This is a genomic window from Ensifer sp. NM-2 (assembly GCF_003024455.1).
GTDB lineage: Bacteria > Pseudomonadota > Alphaproteobacteria > Rhizobiales > Rhizobiaceae > Ensifer > Ensifer canadensis.
The window spans coordinates 1-255 of the sequence record NZ_PVZR01000206.1; the positions used below are offsets into that span (position 1 = coordinate 1).

Here is a 255-nt window from a genome sequence, read left to right on the forward strand (position 1 = left end):
TTGCCGTTGGTGATCGAGACGGTTGGGGCTGTAGCTCAGCTGGGAGAGCACCTGCTTTGCAAGCAGGGGGTCAGCGGTTCGATCCCGCTCAGCTCCACCATTCGATTGGTGTTGAACTGGCGGAAAGATATCCTTGGAGAAATAAAAGTTTGCATCGGCTTAGGGCCTGATGCCTGTTCTGATTACATTGTGAAGAGAAGATATGTCTGGAAGCTTCCAGGTGTTGAAGATGGTCGAAAGATCGTTGGAGACGTC

General features: G+C 51.4%; 1 tRNA gene. It reads left to right on the forward strand.

Features of this window, described 5'->3' with window-relative positions:
• Positions 1 to 24: 24 nt before the first annotated feature.
• Positions 25 to 100: transfer RNA gene (locus tag C6558_RS39490), tRNA-Ala, on the forward strand.
• Positions 101 to 255: the final 155 nt, after the last annotated feature.